This is a genomic window from Marinobacter sp. B-12, from assembly GCF_056857915.1.
In genome coordinates this window covers 48,461-72,925 of the sequence record NZ_JBSXOB010000051.1, presented here as the reverse complement: position 1 = coordinate 72,925, position 24,465 = coordinate 48,461, and the positions used below count along the sequence as shown (strand labels likewise).

General features: G+C 56.0%; 25 protein-coding genes. 4 read left to right on the top strand and 21 right to left on the bottom strand.

The genetic code is table 11. The features are described 5' to 3' along the window. Positions 1-86 precede the first annotated feature (86 nt). From AC13D2_RS09415 to AC13D2_RS09365, 11 genes are all read right to left on the bottom strand, one after another. Positions 87-1,085 carry a replication endonuclease gene (locus AC13D2_RS09415; protein WP_482938533.1) on the bottom strand — a complete coding sequence of 333 codons (999 nt, stop codon included), beginning with the start codon at positions 1,083-1,085 and terminating at the stop codon, positions 87-89. 322 nt (positions 1,086-1,407) lie between these two features. After that, a complete protein-coding gene (locus AC13D2_RS09410) occupies positions 1,408-1,605 on the bottom strand; it encodes a helix-turn-helix transcriptional regulator (RefSeq protein WP_219120076.1) in 198 nt (65 codons plus the stop codon). 112 nt (positions 1,606-1,717) lie between these two features. Next, positions 1,718-2,596: a hypothetical protein gene (locus AC13D2_RS09405; RefSeq protein WP_482938532.1), complete on the bottom strand. Its 879-nt coding sequence runs from the start codon at positions 2,594-2,596 to the stop codon at positions 1,718-1,720. Positions 2,597-2,664: 68 nt separating this feature from the next. Next, the gene (locus tag AC13D2_RS09400; protein ID WP_482938531.1) at positions 2,665-3,522 is read right to left on the bottom strand and encodes an OST-HTH/LOTUS domain-containing protein; all 858 of its coding nucleotides are present in this window, start codon (positions 3,520-3,522) and stop codon (positions 2,665-2,667) included. Between the two features lie 31 nt (positions 3,523-3,553). Next, positions 3,554-4,804 (bottom strand): tyrosine-type recombinase/integrase, encoded by a 1,251-nt coding sequence (locus tag AC13D2_RS09395; RefSeq protein WP_482938530.1) that lies wholly within the window; start codon positions 4,802-4,804, stop codon positions 3,554-3,556. Positions 4,805-5,094: 290 nt separating this feature from the next. Further along, positions 5,095-5,505 (bottom strand): DUF6691 family protein, encoded by a 411-nt coding sequence (locus AC13D2_RS09390; RefSeq protein WP_126812642.1) that lies wholly within the window; start codon positions 5,503-5,505, stop codon positions 5,095-5,097. Beyond that, positions 5,502-5,954, bottom strand: coding sequence for a YeeE/YedE family protein (locus tag AC13D2_RS09385; protein ID WP_206512176.1), 453 nt, complete (start codon positions 5,952-5,954; stop codon positions 5,502-5,504). The genes AC13D2_RS09390 and AC13D2_RS09385 overlap by 4 nt, the downstream gene beginning before the upstream one ends. Before the next feature lie 180 nt (positions 5,955-6,134). Then, positions 6,135-7,001, bottom strand: a complete 867-nt coding sequence (locus AC13D2_RS09380; protein ID WP_482938529.1) for an MBL fold metallo-hydrolase — start codon at positions 6,999-7,001, stop codon at positions 6,135-6,137. A 307-nt stretch (positions 7,002-7,308) separates the two neighbouring features. Further along, the gene (locus tag AC13D2_RS09375) at positions 7,309-9,504 is read right to left on the bottom strand and encodes an OsmC domain/YcaO domain-containing protein (RefSeq protein WP_482938528.1); all 2,196 of its coding nucleotides are present in this window, start codon (positions 9,502-9,504) and stop codon (positions 7,309-7,311) included. Positions 9,505-9,633: 129 nt separating this feature from the next. Continuing rightward, entirely contained in the window at positions 9,634-10,506 is an 873-nt protein-coding gene (locus tag AC13D2_RS09370; RefSeq protein ID WP_036207342.1) for a DMT family transporter, read from the bottom strand. Between the two features lie 4 nt (positions 10,507-10,510). Continuing rightward, positions 10,511-11,977: a patatin-like phospholipase family protein gene (locus tag AC13D2_RS09365; RefSeq protein ID WP_482938527.1), complete on the bottom strand. Its 1,467-nt coding sequence runs from the start codon at positions 11,975-11,977 to the stop codon at positions 10,511-10,513. 37 nt (positions 11,978-12,014) lie between these two features. Here AC13D2_RS09365 and AC13D2_RS09360 point away from each other — a divergent pair, with 37 nt between their 5' ends. Next, a complete protein-coding gene (locus AC13D2_RS09360; protein WP_482938526.1) occupies positions 12,015-12,809 on the top strand; it encodes an enoyl-CoA hydratase in 795 nt (264 codons plus the stop codon). 5 nt (positions 12,810-12,814) lie between these two features. Here AC13D2_RS09360 and AC13D2_RS09355 read toward each other — a convergent pair whose 3' ends face one another. The 3 genes from AC13D2_RS09355 to AC13D2_RS09345 are packed head-to-tail and all read right to left on the bottom strand — an operon-like array spanning position 12,815 to position 14,997. After that, on the bottom strand, positions 12,815-13,324 hold the full coding sequence (locus tag AC13D2_RS09355) for a DUF192 domain-containing protein (RefSeq protein ID WP_482938525.1): 510 nt from the start codon (positions 13,322-13,324) through the stop codon (positions 12,815-12,817). Further along, positions 13,288-14,049 (bottom strand): ABC transporter permease, encoded by a 762-nt coding sequence (locus tag AC13D2_RS09350; RefSeq protein WP_007152138.1) that lies wholly within the window; start codon positions 14,047-14,049, stop codon positions 13,288-13,290. The genes AC13D2_RS09355 and AC13D2_RS09350 overlap by 37 nt, the downstream gene beginning before the upstream one ends. A gap of 27 nt (positions 14,050-14,076) precedes the next feature. After that, entirely contained in the window at positions 14,077-14,997 is a 921-nt protein-coding gene (locus AC13D2_RS09345; protein ID WP_292047317.1) for an ABC transporter ATP-binding protein, read from the bottom strand. A gap of 116 nt (positions 14,998-15,113) precedes the next feature. Between AC13D2_RS09345 and AC13D2_RS09340 the strand changes: the two genes are divergently transcribed. Beyond that, on the top strand, positions 15,114-15,602 hold the full coding sequence (locus AC13D2_RS09340; protein WP_420388811.1) for a hypothetical protein: 489 nt from the start codon (positions 15,114-15,116) through the stop codon (positions 15,600-15,602). 70 nt (positions 15,603-15,672) lie between these two features. Continuing rightward, positions 15,673-15,990, top strand: coding sequence for a hypothetical protein (locus AC13D2_RS09335; RefSeq protein ID WP_292047282.1), 318 nt, complete (start codon positions 15,673-15,675; stop codon positions 15,988-15,990). Positions 15,991-16,010: 20 nt separating this feature from the next. Here the strand turns inward: AC13D2_RS09335 and AC13D2_RS09330 are convergent, their stop codons facing one another. The 4 genes from AC13D2_RS09330 to AC13D2_RS09315 all read right to left on the bottom strand — a co-directional run bounded on the left by AC13D2_RS09330 (position 16,011) and on the right by AC13D2_RS09315 (position 19,789). After that, positions 16,011-16,616 (bottom strand): hypothetical protein, encoded by a 606-nt coding sequence (locus AC13D2_RS09330; protein WP_292047281.1) that lies wholly within the window; start codon positions 16,614-16,616, stop codon positions 16,011-16,013. 163 nt (positions 16,617-16,779) lie between these two features. Beyond that, a complete protein-coding gene (locus tag AC13D2_RS09325; RefSeq protein WP_482938524.1) occupies positions 16,780-18,246 on the bottom strand; it encodes a PhnE/PtxC family ABC transporter permease in 1,467 nt (488 codons plus the stop codon). Positions 18,247-18,263: 17 nt separating this feature from the next. Beyond that, positions 18,264-18,914, bottom strand: a complete 651-nt coding sequence (locus tag AC13D2_RS09320) for a phosphonate ABC transporter ATP-binding protein (protein ID WP_292047279.1) — start codon at positions 18,912-18,914, stop codon at positions 18,264-18,266. Further along, positions 18,914-19,789 (bottom strand): putative selenate ABC transporter substrate-binding protein, encoded by an 876-nt coding sequence (locus tag AC13D2_RS09315; RefSeq protein WP_300498169.1) that lies wholly within the window; start codon positions 19,787-19,789, stop codon positions 18,914-18,916. The genes AC13D2_RS09320 and AC13D2_RS09315 overlap by 1 nt, the downstream gene beginning before the upstream one ends. 173 nt (positions 19,790-19,962) lie before the next feature. Here AC13D2_RS09315 and senB point away from each other — a divergent pair, with 173 nt between their 5' ends. Further along, on the top strand, positions 19,963-20,946 hold the full coding sequence (gene senB / locus AC13D2_RS09310; protein WP_482938523.1) for a selenoneine biosynthesis selenosugar synthase SenB: 984 nt from the start codon (positions 19,963-19,965) through the stop codon (positions 20,944-20,946). On the opposite strand, the gene selD is transcribed toward senB, so the two are convergent. From selD to AC13D2_RS09295, 3 genes are read right to left on the bottom strand one after another with little or no spacing between them, the layout of a single operon-like run. Beyond that, positions 20,930-23,206 carry a selenide, water dikinase SelD gene (gene selD / locus AC13D2_RS09305; protein ID WP_482938522.1) on the bottom strand — a complete coding sequence of 759 codons (2,277 nt, stop codon included), beginning with the start codon at positions 23,204-23,206 and terminating at the stop codon, positions 20,930-20,932. The two genes, senB and selD, sit on opposite strands and share 17 nt — an antisense overlap. Continuing rightward, positions 23,206-23,964, bottom strand: coding sequence for a helix-hairpin-helix domain-containing protein (locus AC13D2_RS09300; protein WP_292047274.1), 759 nt, complete (start codon positions 23,962-23,964; stop codon positions 23,206-23,208). Before AC13D2_RS09300 ends, selD begins: the two co-directional genes overlap by 1 nt. Positions 23,965-24,012: 48 nt before the next feature. Continuing rightward, the gene (locus tag AC13D2_RS09295) at positions 24,013-24,411 is read right to left on the bottom strand and encodes a hypothetical protein (RefSeq protein ID WP_482938521.1); all 399 of its coding nucleotides are present in this window, start codon (positions 24,409-24,411) and stop codon (positions 24,013-24,015) included. Positions 24,412-24,465: the final 54 nt, after the last annotated feature.

Sequence of the window (24,465 nt, the reverse complement as noted above, 5' to 3'; positions counted from 1 at the left end):
ACAAGAAAATGGCGGGTATCGCACCGATCTCAGCCAGCAGCCAGGATCTATTAACCAACACTTAAACGCCAAGGGTGGGTCAGTTTTCAACCGGCGATATTGCCAATAAGTGGGTCACTTTTAAACCGGCGTTGACACCGAATGCCATACCATTCAATGCCTTCCCGTTTAAGAGCAGCGCGCACACGAGCCCATACGCGATTCAAGTATTTCTGCGCGTCGAGCGGGGAAGCACCTTTGAATTTAGCGTTAGCCTGTCCGTTCCGGTGAGTTGCGTGATATTTGGACGGACAGGTGAGGGTATAGAACACGCCAACATGTCCATGTTCATTCGAGTAATCTTCCAGTCCACCGATTCTCATCATCGTCTCGTTGCGGCGGTTTCTTGGATTGCTGACGGACTTTTCTTTCAAGGTGGCGAGGGTCGCGGAATAACCAAACTGGTTTTCAGCCGTAAGTAGCGTCAAAAGTTCCTCATTGCTCGCTTGAGCTGTGAGGTAACGGCGGAAATTGTATTCGCTGATGTAAATATTCGAGGCATCGGAAACCAATCCCAGCTCCCGATAAACGCTTTCGGAGTTCAGATAGGCCTTTTTTCTGAGTTTTCGGCGCCACCAGACGGGGTCAAAAACACGAGCGACTCCTGGAATGACCTTCTCTTTGTTGGTGAGCTCTGCGGGATCAACAGGAAATTCCATCCCGGCCCTTTCTGTTTCCCGGATCAACAGGTTGAGAGCTTCTTTTCCGTTAACCGCTACGGCGTGACCGGTAAAGTCTCGCTCCAGCCGTTGAGATATTTTTTCCGAAAATGACCGGAACAGCTCAAAAGGGGAATCGGCTTTTAAGCCGCCCAGGTCATCATGCAGATGTAATCGGTCCAATAGACCCTCAAGCCAAATGTCCGCCTGATGGTAGGTGGCGCTGTCGGCGATGCGAAGATATCGGTTGAAGATTCTTTGCTTGAGGTGAGGATGCTTGTTCTCGACGGTCCGCAACATCTTTCGGGACCGAATGTCGCCCAGGGTGAAAGGGCGGCCCTCGTTTTTTAACCAATTAAACGGTCCGACCGGAAGCGTTGCAGTCATGAGTGCTTCCCGGTGACTGTCTGCAGTCGGTCGATTCTATTGGTTAGATGGCAGGGAGAAGAGGCGGGGCCCTCGTACCTGTACCTTATAGGTTCGTACCCCTTATTTAGCAGGGGGTGCGGCAGGTACGGTGAACCTAATAGGGTGTCCGGGACTCGGGTTGTACCTGTTAACGAAACGAACCTGAACCTATAAGGCCGAGGCGTATCCGTTAACGGGCACAGGGACGGTTCAAAGCCGTTAACGGGAATTGGGTTGGCGGGTCTGCCAGGTGGTTCGTTAACGGATACCCTGACCGTTAAGGTAACGGTCCGGGTAACCATCAGGCGACCTCCGAAGTGGAGTGTCGTATTTGCTGCTCAATGTATTCCTCAAGGTCGGACAGTCGATAACGAACGGCCCGACTTCCAATCTTGATGAACTGAACGCGTGCTCCGGCCCAGCGGTCGCGTTCAAGGAATGCCTTGCTGACGCCGAGAAATTCGGCGGCCTCTGTGGTGGTAAGAAGTGCTTTGGACATTGCGTGTCTCCAACAGAACTGGTTGCTGTGGGAGACACTTTGACGTTAACCGGGGAGGGTAAATATTCCCGCCTGGCTCAGACGGGGAGTTTCTGATTCTAGACGGGTAGTTTTAGGTTGATCGGGGCCTGCCACCTTTCTTGCTCGCCTCTGGCCTGGGGTCCAGATCCTTAACCCAATCCCGCAAGGTGTCTGGTTTGGTGTAATAACGCCCACCGCCAAAACGTCGGATTGCGTCGTGCTTGCATATTTCGGCAATACTGAGATCCGGAGACTCTTTCCAAAGTTCTTGGGCGATTTCCCGGCATAAAACCCGATGCTTTTGCTTGTCGGCGAGCTTGGACCAAAATTTGTCGATCTGGTCTTGTTTGACCCGGCCCGGCAATTCATCCTTTTCATCGTCACTGGTTTCGTCAGCCAGTTTGTTCTGATGCTCCTGACGCTCAACCTCAGTAAACCAGAAGGAGGGAAGTGGTAGCTTGAGAATCTCGCACAGCTCGCAAACACTGTTCTTGTCGATATGGACCCGATCGAGTATTTCGCGCTCAAAGATGCGGTTGTTAAAACAGCTTGGGAAATTCTTAGTAGCGGTTTCATGTCGCCTTAACCATCTCTCCGAGAATTCCTGATACCGTTCCCAGCGCTCATCGTCGGTCAACGGGTTTTCTGGATCCTCATAAGTCGTCGATACATTGACGGTCATGGGTTCTCCAGTATTCTCATTGATCTCTTCGTGAGTTGTTTCTTCAGTGATGGATGACTCGAAATCAACGTAGTGCTCGAAATCGACGAGGGTTCTTTCATCCTTCAAGACGATCCCGTTCTCATTGCAAACCTGAATCTCGTGCCGGTATTGCATTCGTGTAATCGTCCGGAGCATGTCCTGAACAGGCAGGGGTAGAGCGCTCGGATCTGAATTATTCGGGTCCTGATCGTGCCACCGATGGGCGACTTCCCAGACGCTCAGGTGGTCAATGTCGGGATGCAGCATCGAATTGTCCTTAGAGTTCGAAGATGTGAGCAACTTGACTAGGTCCAAGCTGCAGTTGAAGGATGCGGTTACCGGCTTCTGAAATACGTAATGGATGTCGCTCCTTGACCCCGCTCCCGGCGAATATCAAAGAGCCTCGAGGTATGGAGCAGGTTTGGCCAACTGACGCACCCGTGCGCTTCGGGAGTAAGGTCAGGGTTCCGATTCTTAATAGCTTCAATGGCGAGCGTCAGGTCAGTCCACCCGTTTTTACTAAGCCTGGATTCTGCGCGCTTCAATTCCTCGACGACACTGGCGCTGGGCCAGTCAATATCTTCTCCGGGGATAAAGCCAAACTTGATCCATGCGGTGAACTGCGGCGAGTGGAGGAAATCCTTCAGTGCGGACATACCTCCTAGCCTTGCTTGGTCCCAACTTTGGAGCCGTTCCATATGGGACTTGAGCATTATTCGTACGGTTTCAAGGTGGTCGATAGCCTGCAGACAGGAATCTTGATCGTCCAAAGGAAAGCGCTGAAGGAAATGATGCACAAGCTCATTTCTCGTTTCGACCAGGTAGGTCAAATCATCTAGTAATGTCTGATAGTCGTCTCCGCCTGCGACAATGCTAAATTTTGTCTTAAAATGAACTGCATCCGTCGGAAGTAGCGAATCGTCTATTTCCGACTCCGACTCATTGCCACTCTCGGACGATATATGACTACCGGTAAAGTCACCTATCAACTGACCAAGGGTCTTACTGCTGTAATGGGACTGTCGCTTATGGAGATTTGTTTGCCAGGTCTCAGGGGTACCTTCCATCTCCAATACTGAAAGAAAACCTTTCATTCCAAGTTCGTATTTTTGAAGGTTCAGCACACACCGGCCTAAAAGCTCGAAGACTTGCGTTCTGAGTTCTTCAGTTGTTTTGTCGCACTCATCAGACATGATGTTTTCTCGCCTTCCGTTAGTTGTATCTCTATCCGTTTGGTCTGAGTTCATCAGGGAGCTGCGACGACGAATGTTGGGCTTGAGCATGATCGTCCAATTTGAACTGAGCTTCAAAAAAGTCCGTGATTTTTTGCATAGGCAAGCGTAAACGTTCTACATCAAAGATGATGTAACCGTCTGTCACGTCGTTCGGGTCTTTGTGGTTCATCAGGCGCTTGAGCGCATAGGCCGGAATGTCGAGACGTTCTGCGGCCGTAATGAAGGTGCGTCTCAGATCGTGCAGGGTGAAGGTCACACCGGACAAGGCGCACACCCGCTTGATCGCAGTACGCGGCTCGGACAGGTGGCCACGTTCGGCGTCGCTTGGGAAAACATAGGGGCTTTCCTGAGCTTTATGACGGCGATCCAACAGAGCTTCGATGGCATCACTGAAGGGCAGGCGATGAACCCGCCCGTTCTTGGTGTCCGGGATGGTTAACGTCTTGTCTTTGAAGTCCACCTGATCCCAGGTAAGGGTGGCGGCCTCCGTGCGTCGAAGGCCGGTCAGCAAAACGAGGTGCAAGTAATCCCGCGTGGTTTGCCTGTTCAGTTGCATGGTCGCATCGTACCAGGCCTTGAGCTGGTGATCTTTGATGAGGCTTTGCCGGCGCTCGACCTTGTACCAGGCGCGCTGGTGACTCAGGACATTTACAGGATTCGCCACCAGAAAGGGCTTTCCGGAGGCGTCCTGGTACCGTTGCAGGGCGTGGTTGAACACCGCCCTCAGAATCCGCATCCCGTTATCGGCCCGAGCGGGACTGCGTTGACCGTATTCCGCATGGCGACTGAGCACCATATCCCGGCTGATGTCCTTGAGGGCTCTGCTCTGCCAGTCCTTGAACATCTCACGAATGGAGCGCTGGTAGTCGTTCAGGGTGTTCGGTTTGAGGCTTTTTCGGGTGGTCAGGTAGTCGTCAAAGGCGTCTTTGAGGGTAATGCGTTGGGCCCGTTTCTCGCTGACTTCCCGGATCGGATCACCGCCGCTGGCGACCTTGCCCAGAAACTTCATCGCTTCCTTGCGCGCCTGTTCGACGGTCAGGTTGCCATAACGGCCGAGGGTCTTCCGTTTGACACGGCCATCAATCCGTTTTTCGACAATGAAGGATTTGGCCCCGGCACTCGTCACCCGTAGACCAAACCCCGCGATGGCGGAGTCCCGATAAAAGGCCTGTGTGCCTTTGCCATCTTTGCCAACGTCGGGCAGGGGAACCTTATCTACGAAACCTTTTGTGATCCTCACTGATGCGCCTCCACTAGTCATCGTCGACAGTCTCTTGTGTCCTCATGTAGACACTATGTAGACAAAATCGGTCAAATTCTAGCGGATTTCTTCAAACAACCGCAAACAGTGATTTCTAGAAAGAACCTATAATTCATTGTTTTATCAGGTTTATTAAAACTTAATCCAATTTCTTAAAAGAAGGGCTCTAATAACTTAAAATCTCTCGACCTCACGGTCGTGCCGGTTCGATTCCGGCTCCGGGCACCAATTCAAAAGCAAGAAGCCGAATTGGCTTTACGCCGATCTGTTTATTGGGTGGAAAAGCGCCTTGCGAGCCACCAGCCGGCCACCATCGCCACCAGCATGGCAGCCAGGGGAGTGGTTAAACCCGCCATGGAGGCGAAGGCTGGCCCCGGACAATATCCTGATAATCCCCAGCCGATACCGAACAGCGCTGCACCGCCCATCAGTCGCCCGTCCAGATCACGGCGTGTGGGCAATTGAAATTTCTCCGTGAACAACGGATTCGATCGTTTAAAAGCCAGCTGATAACCAATAAAGGTGGTAACCACCGCACCGCCCAGGACGAATAGTAAGGTTGGATCCCAGGCGCCGGAAACATCGAGAAAATTCAGTACCCGAGCGGGGTCGGTCATGCCTCCAATCGCCAAACCAAGACCGAACAATAGTCCGGCAAGGTAGCCTATGAGTACTTTCATACACCACCTCCTATCTGGTGACGAACCAAGTAAACCGTGGCCATGGCGACCAGAAGAAAGGTCAGGGTTGCGATCAGTGACCGGTGGGACAAGCGCGCCAAGCCGCAGACACCGTGGCCACTGGTGCAGCCACCACCGATTCCTGTGCCAATTCCGACCAGTAGCCCCGCCAGGAGCATCAACCCTACATCACCCGCAGGCGCACCAATGATCGCGTCGGGCTCTGCCGCGACATTGCCCAGATCAAGTTTCAGGATCACCAGGGCGAGCGGCCCGCTGACCAGGCCGAGCAAAAAGGCCAATCGCCAGGCGGAATCACCAGTAGGACGCTCCAACAATAAGCCAGAAACAATACCGCTTATCCCGGCGATGCGCCCGATGGTTGCCATCAGCAACACGGCCGACAGACCGATAAATACACCGCCAGCCAATCCGGAGAGATTTGCCATCGTGTTCACATTTTGTCTCCTTTAAGGACTTCTTAGAAGCCAGTACATCACTGTTGAAAACGTCGCGCCCTTAGTGGGGTAGCCAATGCGTTATGGGGAACAACGTTTAAGCAGCTTCATTACGTGGGCAGTTAGAACACTTGGGTACTCTGATGTTCATAAAATCTCCTGACGAGTGGTTCAGAAGCGATTAATGGGTATCTTTAGATAGGCTTGATCTTCATTCTCGGTGAAGAGCATCTGGCCAGCATTCATGTTCACCTGGATTGACGGAAGGAGCAGACGCGGCATTGCGAGTGTGTCGTCACGTTCGGTGCGCATCTTTACAAACTCATCCTCACTTATCCCTTTATGGACGTGGATGTTGTTAGCGGCCTGTTCTGCAACTGTGGTTTCGTGCTGATAGTATTCGCGGTCTGGTGCCTTGTAGTCGTGACACAGAAACAGGCGTGTCTTCGGCGGCAGAGCCAAGACTCTCTGAATCGAGCGATAAAGGGCACGTGCATTACCTCCCGGGAAGTCACACCGTGCGGTACCGTAATCCGGCATGAACAACGTATCGCCAACGAAGGCGGCATCGCCGATTACATAGGTTAGACATGCCGGGGTGTGTCCGGGGGTATGCAGTACCCTTGCTTCAAGGCTGCCGATAGCAAAGGTATCGCCATCCTCGAACAACTGGTCGAACTGACTGCCGTCGCGAGCAAATTCAGTACCGGCGTTGAATACCTTCCCGAAAATGTGCTGCACCTTTTTGATGTTCGTGCCAATGCCGATGCGGCCCCCGAATTTTTCGTTGAGGTATGGTGCGGCGGACAAGTGATCGGCGTGAACGTGGGTTTCCAGAATCCACTCTACTGTTAGTTCTTCGTGCTGGACGAAATCTGCGATAGCGTTGGCCGAGTGCACACTTGTATGTCCTGCGGCATAGTCGAAGTCCTTGACTGAATCGATGATGGCGCAGGCTGTGCTTTCCGGATCCCTCACAACGTAACTGAACGTTTTGCTCGCCTCCTCAAAAAAGGCAGTAACCATCGGTCGACGCATCGGAATGCCTCCTGATTTTCTGATGAGAAGTCATGCCGATATCGTAACTCACAAAAAGTTATAACAATATATCAATAATGAATTAGCGGGTGTCGGTCAATGATTTGTAAGAACAATAAAGCCAGCTTCATCTTGGTTGTCTTCAGCGATGACAGGTCACTTCAAGTAATTTCACGAATGCAGGGGCGGTTTGTGGGGAGAGTTCACGGCGACCTGTAGCTGATCCACTGAGGCTGCAGGATTACTTTTCTGGGGTGAGCCATTGCCCGAAGGCTTCCATGCCTTCGGGGGTTCAAGCCTGTGAATATTATTCGGCTTGTCTCAAGCCGGCCTTCACGGCGCGGGCAGCATGTAACTTCTTATAGCTATCAACCAACCGCTGATGCTTCTCCAGACCTTCCAGCTGCATGCTTGTGGGTGTCAGGCCATGGAAGCGTACTTCGCCGCTGACTGAGCCAACCACGGCGGCCATGGTGTCATCGCCGAACATGCGCTGCAGGTTGGGTAGGTAATCGGGCAGTTCCAGTTCGTCGCTCAGGGTGATTTCCAGAACGGTGTTCACGGCGCGGTAGAACAGGTTGCGTTCCACGGTGTTGTCGTTGAACTGCAGGAACATGTCGACAAATTCCTGGGCTTCTTCGTGCCATTGCAGGGCCAGGCAAATCAGCAGTTTCAGTTCCAGAATGGTGAGCTGGCCCCAGACGGTGTTTTCGTCAAACTCGATGCCAATCAGGCTGATTATGGTCATGTAGTTGTCGAGCTGGCTGGCTTCCAGGCGCTCGGCCAGGTCGGCTAACTGATCATCGCTGAGGGCGTGGAGGTTGAGGATATCCTCGCGGTAGTCCAGCGCCATGTTGGTGTTATCCCACACCAGATCCTCTACCGGGTAGACCTCAGAATAGCCGGGCACCAGGATGCGGCATACCGGCGCGCCCAGGTCTTCATGGGTCGCCACGTACACTTCTTTACCAAGGTCTTCCAGAATGCCGAACAGGGTGCTGGTCTCTTCTTCGTTGGTACCGGAGAAGTTCCATTCGCAGAACTCCAGGTCGGATTTGGCGCTGAAGAACCGCCAGGACACCACGCCCGTGGAATCGATAAAGTGCTCGACAAAGTTGTTGGGCTCCGTCACTGCCTGGGTGCTAAAGGTGGGCGCCGGTACGTCGTTGAGGTTTTCAAAGCTGCGGCCCTGCAGCAGTTCGGTCAGGCTGCGTTCCAGCGCCACCTCGAAACTCGGATGCGCGCCGAAAGAGGCGAACACGCCGCCGTTTCGCGGGTTCATCAGTGTCACGCACATAACCGGGAATTGGCCGCCCAGGGAGGCATCTTTCACCAGGATCGGGAATCCCTGTGCTTCCAGAGCATTGATGCCCTCAACAATGTGCGGGTATTTATCCAGCACACTCTGCGGCACGTCCGGCAGCGCCATTTTCTCTTCAATGATCTGCTTCTTGACGGCGCGCTCGAAGATTTCAGACAGGCACTGTACCTGGGCTTCTGGCAGGGTGTTGCCCGCGCTCATGCCGTTGCTGAGGAACAGGTTCTCGATCAGGTTGGAGGGGAAATACACCGTTTCGCCGTCGGACTGGCGTACGAACGGTAACGACACGATGCCCCGTTCGATCTTGCCAGAATTGGTGTCGATCAGGTTGGACCCGCAGAGTTCGCCTTCCGGGTTGTAGATGGCCAGACAGTGGTCATCTAGGATGCCGTCGGGCAGCTCGTCGTCCGGCCCTGGCTTGAACCATTTTTCGTTGGGGTAGTGGACGAAATCGCTGTTGGCGATGTCTTCGCCGAAGAACTGGTCATTGTAGAAGAAGTTGCAGCTCAGGCGTTCGATGAATTCACCCAATGCCGAGCACAGTGCGCTTTCCTTGGTAGAACCCTTGCCGTTGGTGAAGCACATCGGGGAGGCGGCATCGCGAATGTGCAGCGACCATACGTGGGGCACGATGTTCCGCCAGGAGGCGATTTCGATCTTCATGCCCAAGTCCGCCAGTATACCGCTCATGTTGGCGATGGTCTGTTCCAGCGGGAGGTCCTTGCCCTCGATGTAGGTGCTGGTGTCACCTTCCGGGGCCATCAGCAGGGCCTGGGCGTCTTCGTCGAGGTTTTCGACGGTTTCAATCTGGAATTCGGGGCCGGTCTGCACCACTTTTTTCACGGTGCAGCGGTCAATCGAGCGCAGGATACCCTGGCGGTCCTTGTCGGAAATGTTTTCCGGCAGTTCCACCTCAATTCTGAAAATCTGGTTGTAGCGGTTTTCCGGGTCGACAATGTTGTTCTGCGACAGGCGGATGTTTTCCGTGGGAATGTCCCGCGCCTTGCAGTAAACCCGCACAAAGTACGCCGCACAGAGCGCCGATGACGCCAGGAAATAATCGAACGGGCTGGGGGCCGAGCCGTCGCCTTTGTAGCGAATGGGCTGGTCCGTGACCACGGTGAAATCGTCAAACTTGGCTTCAAGCCTGAGGTTTTCGAGAAAATTAACTTTGATTTCCATGAACAGCGTACCGGGTTTGCAGAATTGAGCGGGCTTTCAAAAGCCGGAAGGCCATTATCCAGTTTTTGCCGCCCGGAGTCTTGGGTGGCTTACAAATCGGCGGGGAATGTCCGTACATCAACGGATGCGTCAGGCCGAACGGGTTTGCCGATACCGTTGTACCTCGATCCAGCCGTGGATCATCAATGCGGAGAAGACAATGGCGCCGCCGATCAGGCTCAGGGTGGTGGGAACCTCGCCGAGGAACAGCCACACCAGGAAAGAGCCCAGTATGGTTTCCAGTAACAGCATCAGGCTGACTTCTGCGGCCGGAATGTAACGCGGGCCAATCTGGATGAGCACGCAGGCCACCGGCAGGAAGAACAGGCAGAGCAGGCCGATGAATACGGCATCCCTGGGTGAGAGCATCACTGCGCCGCCCGCCAGGGCTGCGGCGCCGGCAACGAGCAGCGCGCCGAACATCAGTACAAGGCTCATATCGCTGTCCGGCTTTGAGCGTGCCACGTTGAGATTCAGCGCCAGAGCGGTCGCCGCAACGCCCGCCATAATCAGCCCTAACGGGTCACCACGGCCCCACTCGCCCAGGGCCATCAGGGTGGCGCCCGCCACGCAGACGAGGATGACCACCCAGGTTCGCCACGGCAGGGCTTCTTTCCAGACCAGCCAGGCGATGAGTGCGGCAATGACCGGTGAGGTGTTGAGGATGACCAGTACGTTGCCAGCGGCGGTGTTCTTCATGCCCATCACAAAACCCAGTTGGCTTAACCCGAAGGCGACTGCGCAGAACACCCCTTTCCAGCCGCATCGACGGATCTCAGCCCCCAGGCGGGCGCGATAGCGTACCGAACTGATCACCAGGAAGCTGAACGCCAGCAGCAGCCCGCGCCAGAACAGAAACACCACCGGCTCCACGGAGGTGATCTTGACCAGCAGGGCGTCCGGAACGATGAACAGCACACCCAGTGCGGCAATGGTCAGGCCTTTGAGTCGCGTCGTCTGCAAGCCGCTACTCCGCTGCGTTGTCGTTGGCGGCGCAGGCTTTCTCAAGCCGGGTGATGCAGTCGCTGAAGGTGCGGCTGATGCGTGTCTGATCTCGAATCATGGCCATTCTCGGCCAGGTAGCCTGTTCTCCAAGCCGGATGAACATTTCCAGGTCTTCCTTGTTGGGGTTGGACAATATCTTGCGATACAGCAGCGGCTTGAACGGGAACTGTATGTTGATGTGCCCCAGGTAGGTCTGCGTGGCCATGGCGTGGGCCTGCTCCAGTAAAGGCCGCAGTACCGTTGATGACCAGCTGTTGCGGGTGAGCTGAAGCGTTGTCGCTACCTGGGCGTGCATCAGCGATGCGGCAGCCTGTTTGGCAGAGGCGCCCGGGCCGCGCTGGTGGTGATGGCTGATAAAGGGCAACACGTGGGGATTCGCCTGGCTGACAATGGTGCGATTAACGTTGTGCAGCCGCGCCATGCGCATCAGCGGCAGGTCGCCATGAACGCTGCCGTCGATCCAGCGCTCCGTGGGCATATAGGGCTTGCCCCCGTTGTCACCCCTATCCTTGTCCCTGGCCTGGAGCGTTACCGGCGGATAGATGCCAGGCACAGCACAGGATGCCAGGATGGCGGAATCCACCAGCACCTCCGGCGAAGCCAGATTGTTCAGCAGGCGGGGTTTCTGGCGAGTGCGGGTCGGCGATACGGAGATATTCAGGGTGCGGCCACTTCGTTCAGCCGCTTCCTGAAAGCTGGTACGGCCGATGTTGGTGCGAATGTGGTGGAGCAGCTGGAACTGGTCCATGGCATGACGCTTTCGCCAGATGCGTTTGGGTTCGAGCCAGCGAAAGGCATCCAGGTGGATCTCCCCGGGTTCGTTGAAAAAGCGTTCGAGCTCGCGATTGTTGCGGGTACAGATGGCGCCGGCGACAATCGCCCCCATGCTGGAGCCGGCAATCACGTCGGGAAGCAGGCCTTCCTGCCAAAGTGCGCGGGTGACACCAATATGATAGATACCGAAGGCGGCGCCACCACTCAACATAAGCGCCGGGCGGCCATACACTCGCTCGGCATCCCGGAACAGGCGCAGCTTTTGTTGGTCGGATACGCCCGGCATGGGGTTGTCGCAGATGAAGTTCATGGAACGTTCCACTTCATCAAGGAACTCACTGACCAGAACTTTGGTACCGCTCCAGGCGATGGCGTAGAGGTCAGGGTTGCCAATCTCACCCAGGTGGCGATAAAGGCTTTCCTGCAGTACCCGCGTCAGCGCTCGGGTATCGCCTTTGTCGCGGCAGCGTTTCATGGCCGTGATGTGGTCGCGAATCAGGGCTTCGTGGAGCAGTTCGCAGCCATCCTCTTCCCGCCACGCCAGTGTTCCCTCCAGTTCATCCAGGTTTGTGGCGGTGGCGAGCCAGTGCTTGTAGGAGGAGGCTTCGGTGAGTTGCTTTTCCAGTTCCCGGCGTTGTTTCTTTGTATCTCTCATGGGATAAAGGATACATCAGGAAAACGAGGTAGGGGGCATGATGACCGAGCAAACCGAGGTGTTGGTAAAAAAATACTCCGAAAACGGAATCACCACGCTCACACTGAACCAGCCGGAGCGCCGCAATAGCCTGTCCATGGCCATGCTGGAAGCGCTTTCCGCCGAATTGGAATCTGTTTCGGGTGACAAGGACACGCGGGTGGTGGTGATTGCGGCCGCAGGGCAAGTGTTCTGTGCTGGACACGACCTGCGGGAAATTCGCGGCCAGCTCGACAGCCATGAGTTCCAGCTGAAACTGTTCAACCAGTGCAGCAAGGTGATGCAGCAGATTGTGAACCTGCCGAAACCGGTGATCGCCCGTGTGGCTGGCGTGGCGACCGCTGCCGGTTGCCAGCTGGTGGCCAGTTGCGACCTCGCGGTAGCGGCGGATACCGCGCGTTTTGCCACGCCGGGCGTGAACATCGGCCTGTTCTGTTCCACGCCGATGGTGGCGTTGTCCCGAAACGTCTCACGCAAGCAGGCCATGGAAATGCTGTTAACCGGAGAGATGGTCGACGCACTTAGGGCAGAGCAGATCGGGCTGGTGAATCGGGTGGTGAATGAACAGGTGCTCGATGAAACCGTCTACCGCCTGGCCGCGACCATCGCTGGCAAATCCGGCCATACCCTTAAAATCGGCAAGGAAGCGTTCTATCAACAACTGGAGATGGGGCTGGCAGACGCCTACGGCTTTACGTCGGAAGTGATGGCGAAGAACCTGCAGGCAGCCGATGCCCACGAAGGCATCTGCGCGTTTCTGGACAAGCGCAAACCGGAATGGAAGGACGAGTAGGGCGGCTAGCGGCAGTCTGATGGTTTCCGGGAGAGCTGATCTCCCACGCCAATGCCCTGGCTTTCGAAATAGCCCTGATTCATTTCCAGGGCCCGATAAAACGGGACGCCGGCTTCATAGGTGGGGCAGTCCCGGCCCTGGTCCGACGGGCAGGGCACCATATGGCGAATGGCGCCGATGACGCCGTCACGGTCCAGATAGGCAATATCCAGTGGAATCAGCGTGCGGTACATCCAGAAGCCGTGGTCGGCCCGGCGCTGGTTGTTGTAGACGAACAGCATGCCGGCGTTTGGCGCCAGCATCTCCCTGCCCATCAGTCCGCGGCTACGTTCGGCTGACGTGCGCGCCACTTCAACCGTGATAGGTACCGCCTTGTCGGCGGAGATCAGGCAAACCTGTTCCACCGGCAAGGCGTCGTTATCCGGGACTGCTGCCAGGCAACCGGAGAATAACAGCGCCAGGCAAACCAACAGGGCTTTCACGACCGCAGCCGGTAGCCGGTCTTGAAGATCCACCACACCGCAACCATGCACGCCGTCAGGAACAGCAGTGTCATACCCACGCTGATACCCACATGCACGTCAGACACGCCGTAGAACGCCCAGCGGAAGCCGCTGATCAGGTACACCACAGGGTTGAACAGGCTGATGGTCTGCCAGATCTCCGGCAGCATTTCGATGGAGTAGAAGGTGCCCCCGAGAAACACCAGCGGTGTCACGATCATCAGCGGAACAATCTGCAGTTTTTCAAATCCGTCCGCCCAGATGCCGATGATAAAACCGAACAGGCTGAAGGTAATGGAGGTGAGCACCAGGAAGGCGAACATCCAGAAAGGGTGCAGTACGTCATAATCAACGAACAGTTTGGCCGTAATCAGTATGATGACGCCGAGTATGACCGACTTGGTGGCGGCGGCACCGACATAGCCGAGAACGACCTCCAGATAGGAGACCGGTGCCGACAGGAGCTCGTAAATCGTGCCGGAGAACTTCGGCATATAGATGCCAAACGAGGCATTGGAAATGCTCTGCATCAGCAGCGACAGCATCACCAGGCCGGGAATGATGTAGGCACCGTAGCTGATGTTGTCGATGTCGCCCATGCGGCTGCCAATGGCGGAGCCAAACACCACGAAGTACAGTGAGGTGGAAATCACCGGCGAGGCGACACTCTGCATAAGGGTGCGGCGCATGCGGGCCATTTCAAAGTTGTAGATTGCTCGGACACCGTAAAGGTTCATTGCGTTACTCCCGCATACCGGTTGGTTTTATTCATGCACCAGGCCAACAAAAATCTCTTCCAGGGAGCTTTCCCTGGTCTGAAGATCCCGGTATTCGATGCCCAGGTCACCCAGCGTTCGCAGCAGCCGTGCTACGCCAGCCTGCTCCTGCTGGGAGTCGAAGGTGTAGATCAGCTCGTAGCCATCATCGGAAAGGTCTACCGGCTCCAGCGTGAGTGTGCCGGGGATCTTCTCCAACGGGTTCTGCAGGTGCAGGCGAAGCTCTTTCTTGCCCAGCTTGCTCATAAGCCGGGACTTGTCCTCGACCAGGATAATCTCGCCTTGGCGGATAACGCCGATGCGATCGGCCATCTCCTCCGCTTCTTCGATGTAGTGAGTGGTGAGGATGATGGTGACGCCGTTTTCCCGCAGCTTGCGCACCATTTCCCACATGTCCCTGCGCAACTCCACGTCGACACCGGCGGTGGGCTCGTCAAGGAAGAGGATGCGTGGCTCATGGGACAGCGCCTTGGCAATCATCACGCGACGCTTCATGCCACCGGAAAGGGACATGATACGGTTATTGCGTTTGTCCCACAGCGACAGGTCTTTCAGGACCTTCTCGATATGATCCGGTGCGGGCGCCTTGCCGAACAGGCCCCGGCTGAAGGAAACGGCGTCCCAGACGGTTTCGAAGGCGTCGGTGTTGAGCTCCTGGGGAACCAGGCCAATGCTCTCACGGGCTTTGCGATAATCCTTCACGATGTCATAGCCGGCAGCGTTCACTTCGCCGTCGGAGAGGTTCACAATGCCACAGATAATGCTGATCAGTGTGGTCTTGCCGGCGCCGTTCGGGCCGAGCAGGGCGAAGATCTCTCCCCGCTCGATGTCGAGGTTGATGTCGTTGAGGGCCCTGAAACCATCCGCATAGACTTTGTTGAGGTGCTTGACGGAGATGTCCGGTTGCACTGGCTTGTCCTGTTGGTGGTGAATCAAAGCGCGGTATTTTCTCATGACCGGTGATGATATAGAAAGCTTTGCCTTGTCAGCGATTATCCCCATAATGCCGCCTTAATTGTGGAGGAGTGGATCTGTTGAGAGCGCTTGTTGCTGTGCTTGCCATTGCCGGCGTGGTTACGTTGGGCATTTTTGGGCCGCGTTGGTTGATGTCTGAAGACGCCGGGGAGGCCGATCAGGGCACGGTTGATTGCAATCTCCTCAATAAGACGTGCCATTGGGCACAAGAGGGCCAGAGCTGGCAGGCGCGGTTGCAAAAAAGCGGAGTTCAGGCCCAGGGCACGGAATACCACCTAACGGTAAAGACCGATAGGAATCAGCCCCGGATGTTGGCCGTGCTGCGGGGAGAGTCCATGTACCTGGGGGAGTACCCTGTTCCCATGACCAAAGCGGGGATGTCGCCCGATGGTAAGGGCCAAATCTGGGAGGCACGGTTTACCGCACCTTTCTGCACCACGGACCCAAACATGACCTGGCGGATCGACCTTCAGGCCGGTATGGATCACGCCTTCGCGATGCCCGTAAAACTGACCTTTGTAGCCAAGGACCGCGTCTGACGATGGGATGACAGTGTGTCAGGATTGTGTAAAATCAGCAGACCACCACACATCGTCCAGGGAAGAACATATGGATTATGGCGATAGCGTACAGAAAGTCCTGTTAAGGAAAATTCAGAAAGCGGAACAGGATCTGCTTCAGCTCAAACTGGATTATTGCCGTTTCATCTTTGGGCTCAGCCATCGCACCAGGGTCATCAGCAATGGCAACAGCTACGTGGTGCGTTCCGTGGATGTGGAGTCGATGGAACGTCTGGACGACGGGTGCTTTTCCCGTCCAGAGGTCGCAGGGAGCCCTGTCGATAAGCCGGATACCGCAGAAGCCGTGAACCTCGGCGTTGACTGGACGCTGGAAGACCCCGTTACCCGCCCCGAGACCCGCCGTTGAGCGGGTGTTCCTGTTACACGTTAGATAAAGGCGTTTGAAGTAACGGCTGAGTAAAGGCTGTGTTCCTCGGGAACATAGCGATGCCCGCTCCAGTGCTCTGCGCCGCTTACACCACTTCTGAAACAGGCTAACAGGGTTGAGCTGCCGGTCATGGTCGATAGCGCCTGGACGGCTTCGGGCTGCCGTAGGCCGATTTTTCGGCTGGCCAGTTTGCTCACCAGGGTAAGCAGCGCATCTGAATGCCGCTGCGGCTTTTCACACAGGGCGCAGGCAGCGCCGTACAACCAGGCGACGGCGTATTCCCGAACCGCATGGGCTGCGCTTTCCAGATTTAGCCCGTGTTCCCGGCAATCCCGGTCCTGAAGACTCATCAGGATATGCAATTGGGTGATCAGCCCACACGTGTTTAAAGGGGGCGTTCGGGTTGGTTGCGGAGCAGCAACGGAGCGTTTCTGTTGAACCTCTGGTAGTGGAGGCTGGGCTGAATGTTGGTGGCCGGCCACCATTGTCACCACGGAAGCCGGCACGAACGGATCGTTTCGGGCCAGCGTCAGCATGCGAAAAACCAGTAAAAGCAGCAGTGCAATCAGCCCGACTTCGAACAGCATAATAAAGCTGCTAATCATAGGTGTTCCCTCTTGCTCAAACCCTGTTCAAATCCGTCCGAGCGGTGTTCTGGTGGAGATTGTTGCATTCGTTATTCCGAGTGTAACCAAATGTATCTCGGGCACGAAGGGAAGCCGGGCCAAAAGCGGCAGGAATCCGTGGAACTGTGACGCGGTAGGCAAGCTAGCAGGTGGGCATGGTCTGCAGGGCAAGTTTCCTGCGGATAAAGCGGCCCAGCACATCGACACCAATATTCAGCGATGCGGTGATCAGGATCAGCACCATGGCGCGATCAAACTGGATGTTCTGAATGGCGCTGTCGACATAGAAACCCAGAGTGTAGATGCCCAGTATGCCGAGGATGGCGGTCTCCCGCATGATGATTTCCCAGCGATAGAACAGGAACGCCAGGAATGACCGATAGACCCTGGGCACCAGTTCGTAGGTATATCGATTAAGACCATTCGGCGCATCCGGGCGTAACCGGATGGTGCTGGACTGCCGGCCAATCAAATGGCCTATGATGCCCCCATTATGCAACGCCAACGCGACGACGGCGGGCAACATGGACGGTCCCCACAGTTGCAAAAGGATATACGCCAGGATGTATTCCGGCGTGGACCGCATGATCACCAGGAAGACATGCCCGGACGTGCGGCGCACCGGCCCACCGAAATGAGTGGAAATCAACGGGAAGGCCAGCAGTGCAATGATCCCGGTTGCAACCAGGGCTACCTGGGTGAGGATTACCGTGTTCCAGATGCCAGGCATGGCCTGATTGATAAACATGTCCCCCAGCCACGCGCCCATGCCGGCCCAGCCTTCTTCTCCCCGCAGTGGTGACGGCACAATGTCCTGGGTGAAAAACCGGCCGACGTTACTCCAGACAATCGGAAGGCCTTCGCCCAGAAAAAACGGGGCGCCGAGGATATAAGCGGGCAACAGCTTCGGCTTGACCCAGAGGGGCATGGTGGCTATCAGCACGTAGAACAGGATCAGCATGGCGCCGGCATCGGAATAGTGGCCTTGTGAGAAGGCCGATTCGAGGTAGAAACCGAGGGTTGGCAAGCCAACAAAGCCAAGGATGGCACTGGAGCGCAGACCACACTCCAGTCGGTAAGCGGTGTAGGTTCGCAGTTGCACCCAGCAATCCGGTATTTTGGTGTAAAGAAAGGCAGAAATGACGCCCGTACGTGGCGGCAACAGGCGACCAGGTTCGGGGTCGGCTTCTTCCAGGATTTCCGAATAGACCTTGGCGAAGATACCGGCGTAGGGGATCGCGATGGCTAGAACGCCTGTCAGCGGGTGGAAGCCGAAAAACTGCAGGAAAATAAGCGCCCAGAACAGCTCGTGTATCGCGCGCACAAACGCGCACAGAATACGAACCGGCAGCCAGCGATAAACAAGCGCCAGAAGGAAGCCGCTGATACTTCCGAGAGCAACACCCACAAAGGCAAACGATACGGTTCTCAGCAGGGCCGTCATCAGGCCTTCGTTGCTGAAGAAGTTCGGCGTTACGACACCGAAAAAGAAATTACCGAGATCACGCCAGGGATTGGAGGCAGTGATCGCAATGTCGGCAAACAACAATCCAACCAGCGCAATGGCCAGGAAAATAAAGCTCGTTCGGACGGTTGGCGACTGGAACATGAAACGGATCGGCTTCGCTAATAGAGAGACATGATGTCCGACGCGACCAGACGTTCTGCCGGTTCGTCGAGTGCTATCTGGCCGTCCTGAATGCCAACGATACGATTACAGTAAGCGAGGGCCATATCAACATCATGAAGTGCAAACACGCTGGCTGAAAAGCGATCTTTCAGCAATTGCATCACTTGATGCGCCATCGGTCCATCAAGGGCAGAAATTGGCTCGTCAGCCAGCAGCAGGGGCGCACTGCGATAAAGCGCACGGGCAATCGCCACTCGCTGGCGCTGGCCACCGGACAGCGACGCCGTGGGTATCCACAGTTTTTCTGCCATGCCCAGCGCTTTAAGCAACTCCCGTACCTTGTCCTTGTCCCGCGAGAATGGCCTCATCAGGGTAACCGTGTTGTACCAGTTGCCATGCTGATCGAGCTGCCCCATAAACACGTTGTGGAACACCGGTAATGCATTCACCAGGCCCAGTTCCTGAGGTACAAGGGACGAATTGCGGTTGACATGCTGATGGATCAAGCGCATCAGGGTCGATTTTCCCGCCCCGCTTTTACCCACCAGGGCAACCTGTTCACCCGCCTTGACTTTGAGGGAGAGCGGGCCGATTACCCGCTCCCCTCCAAACGAGGCTGTGAGGCCTGATAAGTCGAATCCCGCCATCAATCGAGGATTCCGATCTCTTCTGCGGTCTTGCTGATGGGCTCGTAATCATCGTTGGAGGCCGGGATGAACCCGGAACGAGGGAAGCTTTCGAGGAGCGCCTGGTCATCAAGGTTGAGCAGGGCTTCCGTTACACGCTGCTTGAAGCCTTCACCGAAGCGTTCGTTCACATCGCCACGAATGGTCCACTGGTAGTCCGGGTAGGCAGGAGTCTTCCAGATCACCTGCACCGCGCCGGTGTCGATATTGCCGCCTGCGAGTTCCTTCTCCCATACCTGGAAGTTCAGGGCGCCGACCTCGTAGGTGCCTGCTTCAACCAGGCGCAGTGTACGGGTGTGGTTGCCGCTAAAGCCAACACGCGAGAAAAACTTGTCCGGCTGCTCGCCGAAGGTCTCGCGGATATAGAACTCGGGCATCAGGCGGCCCGATGTGGAGCCTTTGGAGCCGAAGGTAAAGGTTTTATCCTGCAGGTCTTCCTCCAGGGAGGCGAGCTCATCCGCTGGCTCAATTCCGGTGCTGGTGTTGGCGATGAAATAGGTCTCGAAGGCCTGGTCCTCAACACCCTGGGCAATGGCCTCGGAGCCCGGAACCAGACGGCGGGCCTGAACGCCGGACAGCCCGCCAAACCACGCCAGTTGAACCTGGTTGTTGCGGAATGCGGAGACGGCAGCGGCATAGGACTTCACAGGAATGTAGCGCACGTCTACGTCCAATTCACTTGAAAGGTAATCGGCAACACCGCGAAAACGCTCAACCAGCTTTGTCTCGTCTTCGTCGGGAATTGCCGTGAAAACGAATGTTTCGGCCGAGGCAGACGCTGCGCCGAAACAGAACAGGCTGGAAACCATCAATTTCCGTATGAGATTCAATGCCATTTGAATTCCCTTGTAGTTGGGATTGGATTTAGCAGGAGCAGATCACGAACAAACGCTCAAGGTCCATCAGAATACCGTGATTTACGCTAACTCTGAACATCTATACGATTCCGTTATCCAAACAGGTTATGGATACCGACTCAAAGCTGAAAATTTTACGGAAACCCGCTGCCATGAAAATAGCGATCATAACACCTGCACGAGTTGGCTCCAGGGCCGGTAACCGGGCTACGGCGGAGCGGTGGAGCCATTTGCTCGAGCAGGCCAGGCATCAGGTGTTCATCCTCACCGAGTACAGTAGCCAGCCTGCCGACCTGTTTATCGCATTGCATGCCTGGAGAAGCAGCGACGCGGTAGCGCGTATTCGCGACCACCATCCAGATACACCATTGATCGTGGTGCTGACAGGTACCGACATCTACGACCACCAATACCGATACCCCGAACCAACCTTCAACTCCATGGCGCTGGCCGATTGCCTGATCGGGCTTCATCACCGGGTCGCTCGCGACATTCCCGAGCGATTTGCCGTCAAACTGGTCACTGTACTGCAGTCGGCCGAACAGCCCAAAGGCCGGGCCATCGTTGACAACAGTAAATTTGGCATTTGCGTTATTGGCCATCTGCGGGATGAAAAAGATCCTCTCAGAGCGGCGTTGGCCGCAAGACACTTACCCGAGACATCGGCGATTCGCATTATCAACGCTGGCAGGGCGCATTCACCAGAGTGGGAGAATAACGCATTGGCCGAGCAGGCAGCCAACCCTCGTTTTAAATGGCTGGGTGAAGTCGATAAGCCAACCATCCAACAATTAATGCTGCGATCCCGGGCCATGGTGATCAGTTCGATCATGGAAGGCGGCGCCAATGTGGTGTCGGAAGCATGCCGTGCTGGCCTCCCGGTTATTGCGTCGGATATCTCCGGCAATGTCGGCCTTCTGGGCGATGACTATCCGGGCTACTTCAGTGTGGGCGACGATACCGATCTCGCCAGGATTTTACAGCGGGCGGAACAATCCCCCGAATTCCTCGAGGAATTGGCTGATCGTGTTGTTAAGCTCGCCAGCAACTTTACCCCAGAGGCCGAACAGGCTGCCTTATTGGCAGCTATGGATCGGGCCGTGGCGGAGCGCGCCAGGCTCAGTCGCGAAGCGTGATCGGCTCAATAGGCCCGCTTTCGTCCTGGGGCAACACCCGCCCTATAATGGCGGTGTGGGGATAGCCCATTGCTTTCAGTTCGCTGATACAGGCGTCGGCCTGGTCGGCCGGTACGCTGGCGAGAAGGCCACCGGCCGTCTGCGGGTCGAAGATCAACGGGTAACGCGGGTGGTTGACCCACTTTTCCTGGTCACGAATGCCACGCCGCAGACGAATATTGGCCGGCTGCAAGGAACTGAGGATGCCTGCTGCCGCAGTTTCCTCAGCGCCAGGCAAAATCGGTATTGCCGTGAGATCCAGCTCCGCATCAACGCCGGAGGGGCGAGTCATCTCAACAAGATGGCCAAGCAAACCGAAACCGGTTACGTCGGTGCAGGCTCGTGACCCATATCGGCGCAGGCACTGTGCCGCGTCCTTGTTGGACTGCATCATGGAGGCCAGGGCGGAATCAATCCAGCGGCCTTTTGCAACCAGTTTGGCGTGGGCCGCGAACAGCGTCCCGGTGCCGATCGGCTTGGTCAGCAGCAGAACGTCTCCGGCCCGCAGGCCTCCCTTACTCATGACGTCATCCGGATCAATCAGTCCGTTGACTGCAAACCCCAGTGCCAACTCGCGGCCTTCGCCCGTATGGCCGCCCACCAACGCGCAGCCAGCTTCATTCAGCACTTCCACGGCGCCGGACATCATCTGGTAAACCACGTCTTCCACCTTGGACTCTATGCCGTAGGGCACGGTCGCAACGGCGGTGGCACTCTGAGCTTCGGCGCCCATGGCAAACACGTCGCCCAGCGCGTGATTGGCGGCCACCCGGCCAAACACATAGGGGTCGTCAATAAAGGCGCGGAAAAAATCGACGGTGTGAACCACCGCCTTTCCGGGTGGGACGGTCAGTACGGCGGCGTCGTCCGGTGCATGTAGGCCAATCAGGATGTCGTCACGCTCTATTGGTCGTAGCTCTCCCAGCGCCCGCGACAGCACGGTACTGCCGACCTTGGCACCGCAGCCACCGCAACGCATGGCTACTGCGGAGATGGCCTGTGAGGCTTCCTCAGGGTTTTGTGCGGCGCCAGTGTCGGGAAGGGCGGCATTCTCTTCCATGGCGGGAAGATCATTGAATTTCGCCATGAAACGTCTGTCAATGCTGTTTTTCCAGCGCCAGACCCAAGAGCCAGCCAAAGACAGGTCACCCCGGGAGGCCACGGCAAATTTGTCGCCGGTACTGATCAGCGCCAGCCATTTTTTCTGCGGCCGGAATGGCTTCGCCGGCTTTCCGAGGGCATGGCGGCGGAGGTTGTCCGCCAGCGGGCGGCCCTGACGAACGGCAAATACGCCCGCTTTTTCCCGGGGATAATTTACCACGTTGGCAATGTCACCGGCGGCAAAGATATCGTCGTCGGTCTCTGTCTGCAGGGTGTCCGTCACCCGGATAAAGCCACCGTCGTCCAAGGTCAGGCCAGTGTCCCGCAGCCACTCGGGGCCGCCGGCACGGGTGACCCAGAGCACTTCGTCAACCGACAGGGTGTCGCCGGATTCCGTGGTCAAACGATTGGCTGCCACCTCTGAGACGGCGGATCCCAGGTGAACCTTCACCCCACGGTTTGCGAGCGTTTCTGCGAATACCGCACGCACCTTGGCGTTGTGGGTAGGCAGGATCTGCTGGTCTGCATCAAACAGATGGAAGTGCAGCTGGTCCGGGTCGTGGCCGCGTTTCTCGAGCTCATTTCGTAGCCGGAACTGCATGGCCAGTGTGAGCTCAACGCCACCCGCACCCGCACCGACCACAGCAACGGTCATCGGGCCGTCATGGTTTTCAAGCCGCGACAGCAATGACAGCCAGCGATTATTGAATCCGTTAATAGGCTTGACGGGCACTGCATGCTCAGCAGCTCCGCTGACATCACCTAACTTGGGAGCAGAGCCGATATTCACCGACAAAATGTCGTAGGGCACGTCCGGCCGGGAACGGCAGATTATCCGCTTTCGACCGCGGTCGATGCCAATAACCTCATCGCGGTAGAAGCGCGCGCCCGCGAATTCGGCCAGTTTACTGAGGTCGATATGTACGTCGTCGTAGGAATAATGCCCAGCCACGTATCCGGGCAGCATGCCGGAGTAGGGTGTGTGGGTATCCCTGCAGATGAGGGTAAGGCGGACACCAGGCACGGGGTTCATGGCAAAACGTTTGAGAACACCAACGTGGCTGTGTCCGCCGCCAATCAGGACAATGTCCCGTAAAACAGGCTGTTCGGATTGTTGCATTAAATAACTTTCTTGGCTTCGTCGCTGAAGGTGTTAAAGCCTTTCACGCTTGAAAATGCCTGAAGCTTTTCTTTGTCCGCGTCAGACGGATTGGCGATCTGATCAACCGAGGTAATACCTGCGTCCTTCATTTTACGGGCAGTGGCTGGCCCAATACCTTTAACCTGGGTCAGGTCGCTCTTGTCCTTCGGCTTCGGAGTTCGCTTCGTTGCAGCTGGCTTCCTCGCGGCCGCGGTGGCTTTCTTGGGAGCGGCTTTAGTGGCTGCTGCCGGACTTTTGGCGGCTGCGCTCGCTTTGGGCTTGGCGGCTTTCTTGGCAGTTGCCGCTTTTGGTGTGGCGGGCTTCTTGGCGGCCGGTTTTTTAGCCGCAGCCTTACTGGCGGTGGTTTTTTTCGGAGCAGACTTGCCTTTGGAGGTGGTAGTCGCCTTCTTGGCGGCCTGGTCCGTAACCTTCTTCGCTTCTTCGCTGGCTTCCTTGCTGGCGATACCAAGACGGTCCAGTATATTGTTTTGCAAATCGTGAAATTCACCCAGGCGACGTTCAAATTCTTCGTTAAAACGTTTCATTTCACGATCACGAAGCTCATCCACTTCCTTTAACAGCTTGCGGACGGGTTCCTGAATCTGGTTTTGCAGGCTGTCGAACTGTTTGAGGGCGTCGTTGATCAGCTTTTCGATTTGTGATGATGTTTTATCGAACTCTTTGTTCACTTTCTTGACGACTTTATCAACGCTTTGCTTGTTGGCTTTCTTCGCCATGAGGACTTTCTCCTAAAAGTGCGAGTTGATGCAGGGGCATGGGTGGGTTCAGGCCAATTGCCGAATGCTGGAGGCGGGCCCCGAGGAACGTCTGGACTTCAGCGTCTGTTTCTTGATTACCACCTCCCGAATGCGCCTGAGTTTTTCGGTCAGAGCAGACGAGCGGTTGTCATTGAGTTCTATAAAATCAACGGAATAGAAGAAATTGCTACAGTGCTTCCTGCGCTCCGTCACAAGGCCGGTGATGCCATCCGCCCTGATGTCGTCAAACGGCATCTCCATCACGAGATCCAGAATAACCGTATCACCGGGGTTGAATATCTTGTCCGTCTTCATCACACATCCGAAGTGATCCAGACCGAAAATCGCGGCCTGCACACGCTCCCGGCGGAACAGACCACGCTTGATGTGAAAATGTGCGACAAGATCCGGCAGTGCTTCGTTCATCTAAAAATGATCTCTATAGGCACCCCGAGGGCGTCCAGATGACACCCCGAGGGG